This window comes from Rathayibacter sp. AY1D5 (assembly GCF_002932515.1).
Lineage (GTDB): Bacteria > Actinomycetota > Actinomycetes > Actinomycetales > Microbacteriaceae > Rathayibacter.
In genome coordinates, this window is the sequence record NZ_PSVU01000098.1 from 1 (window position 1) to 3,706 (window position 3,706).

A 3,706-nucleotide genomic window follows, 5' to 3' on the forward strand; every position below is an offset into this window, starting at 1 on the left:
CGCGACCGGGCCGAGGGCGGTGCGGGGGTCGTCGCTGAGGAGGACGGGCAGTCCGGAGGCGCGCGCCTCGTCGAGCCCGCCCGCGTCGGTGAGCACGGCGACCGCTCCTGCCGCCGCCGCGTCGGCCGCGAACCGGGCCCCGTGGCTCCTCCTGCCGGGGAGCGCGGCGAAGAGGGCGCCGGGGCCCGCCTCGGTGTGCGCGACGGTCACCGCGGTGATGCGGACGTCGGAGCCGTCGCCGTGGAGGCGGAGCCGATCGCTCGCGAGGTCGGCGAGCGCGACACCGGCGGCGTGGAGCGGTTCGAGGAGCCGGAACACCGGCATGCGGGCCTCCTGCGGGGCGGGCGGGGCGGTGTCGCCGAGGGCCCGCGGGCGCCGCCGGGCGACCGGAGGGGGAGGGCCGGGAGGCCCACGCTCCAGCCTGCGCGGCGCTCCCCCCGATCGGGGAGGCCCTTGCCACCGCCCGCCCGGGCCGCTACCCGCCTCCGCCTACTGCCGTGAGAACGCCTCCTGGTACAGCGCCGCGAGCTCGGGGGAGCTCTCGCCGCTGAGGCCGCAGGTCAGGATCGTGTCGCCGTCGGCCGCGACCAGGTAGTCGACCCCGGTCTCGAACACGATCGGGGCCCCGTCCACCGCCGTCTCCCTGCCCTGGGTGACTGTGACGCCGTCGCCGACCTCGCCCGCGTAGCGCTCGAGCACGTGCAGGGTGACGGTGCTCCCGTCGATCGAGCGGACCTCGGCCCGGAACGCGAGCTGAGCGGGGGCCAGTGCGGCGGCCGTCACCGGCGAGCACGCGGCCATCGGCCCGCCCGTGCTCGGCAGGATCAGCGTCGAGGTGCTGCCCCCGCCCACGCCGAGTGCGAAGGGCAGCAGGAGGGAGGCGGCGGCCCCGGCGCTCAGCGCGCCGACTCCCACGATCAGCCAGGGGGAGCGGCGGCGGGAGTGCACCGTCCGCGTGCCCTCGCCCGTGGCGGCGGCGATCTGCTCGGCGAGCTCGTCGCGGTCGAGCGCGGGGAGGCTCCGCGCGGGGTCGACCGTGCGGAGGAGGCGGCGGACGTCCTCGTCGTCGGTTCCGGTCATCGGAGTCCCCCTTCGGGCGCGTGCGGGTCGGTGGAGTCGTAGAGCTCGGCGAAGCGGCGCCGCGCGCGATGGAGGCGGATCGAGACGGCGTTCGCCGTGACTCCGAGGACCGCGGCGATCCCGCGGACGTCGAGCTCCTCCCACGCCCAGAGGCGCAGCAGCTCGGCGTCCTGCTCGCGCATCCGGGCGAGCACGAGGCGCACGGTCTCCTCCGCGCCCGACGCCTCGCCCTCGTCGATCTGCACCTGGGGCGGATCGACGACCGCGATCCGCTGGGCGAGCATGACCTGGCGGCGCTGCATCCGCCGGGCGTTCTGCAGCTGGAGCCGGGCGACGCCGATCGCCCACGGCACCGGGTCGTCCTCGGGGACGTCGGCGCTGCGGCGCCAGAGCACCGAGAGCGTCGCGGCGAGCACGTCGTCGGCGGTGGCGGAGTCGGTGCGCCGCCAGAGGTAGCGGCGGACGGGATCGGCGACCGCGGCGGCGACCGCGGCGAACCGGTCGGGACCCGCGAGGGGAGCTGGCATGTGCCTCATGCTCCCTCCTGTCCGGGATCGGCGCACATCTTTCACCGGCGCGCCGAGCGGGACTCCGCGCTCTCCCAGCAGCGCAGGAGCGCGGGTCGGCGCTCAACGCCGCGAGGCGCCGACGAACTCCAGCCAGCCGGCCACGAACGGCTCGATGTCGTCCACCTCGTCCAGCGCGAGTGCGTCCAGATCGACTCCGCGGCACTCCAGCGTGAGGACGTGCCCCCGCACCCAGGCGGCCGCGCGCACGGCCCCGGCTCCCTCCCACACCTCGAAGGGCTCCGGAGCCCCGTCGACCGGGATCTCCGCGATCCGCGTGGGAGCGGGCAGCGCCTCCGGCTGCACGAACGAGACGGGCGCCTCCTCGCGGCAGCAGAGCAGCGCGACGTCGTGCCGGGGATCGCCGAGGGTCGTGCGGATCTCGACGGAGGGCCCCGGCCCGCCCGGGACCGCGTCGTCGGCGAGGAACGAGAGCCCCCGCGGGCCGCCCGTCAGCGTCCACTCCGCCAGCAGCCGCGGACCGCTCCAGCCCGAGACCGCCCAGAGCGGGAGGTCGCCGAACGACCCGCGGATCCGCGCGACCCGCTCGGCGAGGTGCGCGGAGAACTCCTCCTCGCCGAGACGCCGCGCTCCGTCCATGGCCCGATCGTAGGTCGGGTGCCGCGGCACGGCCAGACCCCTCGCTACTGTGAACGTCGACCCCCGCCTCCCTTCCCCGCCGAGGAGCCCCATGCCCATCTGGACCCTGCACGGAGACGGCCGCACCGTCGAGCCCGGCGCCGTCGTCGCCCCCGGCGAGCGGCTCGCCTGGCCGGCGACGATCGCCATCGGCATCCAGCACGTCGTCGCCATGTTCGGAGCGACGTTCCTCGTGCCCGTGCTCACCGGGTTCCCGGTCGCCACGACCCTGCTCTTCTCCGGAGTCGGGACGCTGCTGTTCCTCTTGATCACGCGCAACCGGCTCCCCAGCTACCTCGGCTCGAGCTTCGCGTTCATCGCGCCCGTCACGGCCGCGACCGCCGTCGGAGGGACGGGGTCGGCGCTCGCCGGAGTCGTCGCCGTGGGCCTCCTCCTGGCCGCCGTCGGCGTCCTCGTGCAGCTCGTCGGCCTCGGCTGGATCGACAGGCTGATGCCGCCGGTCGTCGCCGGCGCGATCGTGGCCCTGATCGGGTTCAACCTGGCTCCGACCGCGTACCTCAGCTTCAAGCAGGCACCGATCACCGGGACGATCACGCTCGCCGCGATCATCCTGTCGAGCGTGTTCCTCCGCGGCTTCCTCGGCCGCGTCTCGATCTTCCTCGGCGTGGTCATCGGCTACGTCGTCGCCCTGCTCCGGAACGAGATCGACTACTCCGCGGTCGGCGCGGCCGACTGGTTCGGGCTGCCGCCGTTCACCTTCCCCGACTTCGCCTCCGGATCCACGTGGTCGGGCATCGCGATGTTCCTGCCGGTCGTGCTCGTCCTCATCGCCGAGAACGTCGGACACGTCCGCGGCGTCGCGACGATGACCGACGCCTCCGCCAACGCCAGCACCGGCCGAGCCCTGATCGCGGACGGCGTGGCGACCACCCTCTCCGGCGCCTTCGGCGGCTCCGGCACCACGACCTACGGCGAGAACATCGGAGTGATGGCGGCCACCCGCGTGTACTCGACGGCCGCCTACTGGGTCGCCGGCGTCACCGCGATCCTGCTCAGCCTCTCGCCCAAGGTCGGCGCCGTCTTCAACTCGATCCCGGCCGGAGTCCTGGGCGGCGCCACCACCGCGCTCTACGGCCTGATCGGCGTGATCGGCATCAAGATCTGGATCGACAACCGCGTCGACTTCTCGCGCCCGGTCAACCAGTACACCGCCGCGGTCTCCCTCGTGATCGCGATCGCCGGCTTCTCGTTCTCCTCCGGCGGCTTCGAGCTCGGCGGCATCGTCCTCGGCGCCGGCGCCGCCCTCGTGATCTACCACCTGGGCAACGCCATCGCCCGCTGGCGCCGCACCGGCGCCGACGACGGCGGCCCCCTCCCCGCCATCGGCCAGCTCGGCGGGGACCCGCAGGACCGCTGACCACGGCCTGCTCCGTCCGGCCGCTCCCGAGACGCCGCCGTGC

5 protein-coding genes are annotated in these 3,706 nt (G+C 74.9%); 1 reads left to right on the forward strand and 4 read right to left on the reverse strand.

The features are described from left to right. The 4 genes from C5C82_RS16875 to C5C82_RS16890 all read right to left on the reverse strand — a co-directional run. On the reverse strand, positions 1 to 324 hold a 324-nt coding region (locus C5C82_RS16875; RefSeq protein ID WP_258064979.1), incomplete at its 3' end, for a Mur ligase domain-containing protein. Between the two features lie 165 nt (positions 325 to 489). Further along, positions 490 to 1,080, reverse strand: coding sequence for a hypothetical protein (locus tag C5C82_RS16880; protein WP_104237812.1), 591 nt, complete (start codon positions 1,078 to 1,080; stop codon positions 490 to 492). Then, positions 1,077 to 1,607, reverse strand: coding sequence for an RNA polymerase sigma factor (locus C5C82_RS16885; RefSeq protein WP_160033683.1), 531 nt, complete (start codon positions 1,605 to 1,607; stop codon positions 1,077 to 1,079). The genes C5C82_RS16880 and C5C82_RS16885 overlap by 4 nt, the downstream gene beginning before the upstream one ends. Positions 1,608 to 1,709: 102 nt before the next feature. Next, a complete protein-coding gene (locus C5C82_RS16890) occupies positions 1,710 to 2,246 on the reverse strand; it encodes a hypothetical protein (RefSeq protein ID WP_104246989.1) in 537 nt (178 codons plus the stop codon). 91 nt (positions 2,247 to 2,337) lie between these two features. On the opposite strand from C5C82_RS16890, the gene C5C82_RS16895 reads away from it, so the two are divergent. Continuing rightward, the gene (locus C5C82_RS16895) at positions 2,338 to 3,663 is read left to right on the forward strand and encodes a uracil-xanthine permease family protein (RefSeq protein ID WP_104355422.1); all 1,326 of its coding nucleotides are present in this window, start codon (positions 2,338 to 2,340) and stop codon (positions 3,661 to 3,663) included. Positions 3,664 to 3,706 lie beyond the last annotated feature (43 nt).

Excerpts from the sequence above, each read along its gene's own strand:
- C5C82_RS16880 (WP_104237812.1), bottom strand. The coding sequence starts at position 1,080 with ATGACCGGAACCGACGACGAGGACGTCCGCCGCCTCCTCCGCACGGTC.
- C5C82_RS16885 (WP_160033683.1), bottom strand. The coding sequence starts at position 1,607 with ATGCCAGCTCCCCTCGCGGGTCCCGACCGGTTCGCCGCGGTCGCCGCC.
- C5C82_RS16890 (WP_104246989.1), bottom strand. The coding sequence starts at position 2,246 with ATGGACGGAGCGCGGCGTCTCGGCGAGGAGGAGTTCTCCGCGCACCTC.
- C5C82_RS16895 (WP_104355422.1), top strand. The coding sequence starts at position 2,338 with ATGCCCATCTGGACCCTGCACGGAGACGGCCGCACCGTCGAGCCCGGC.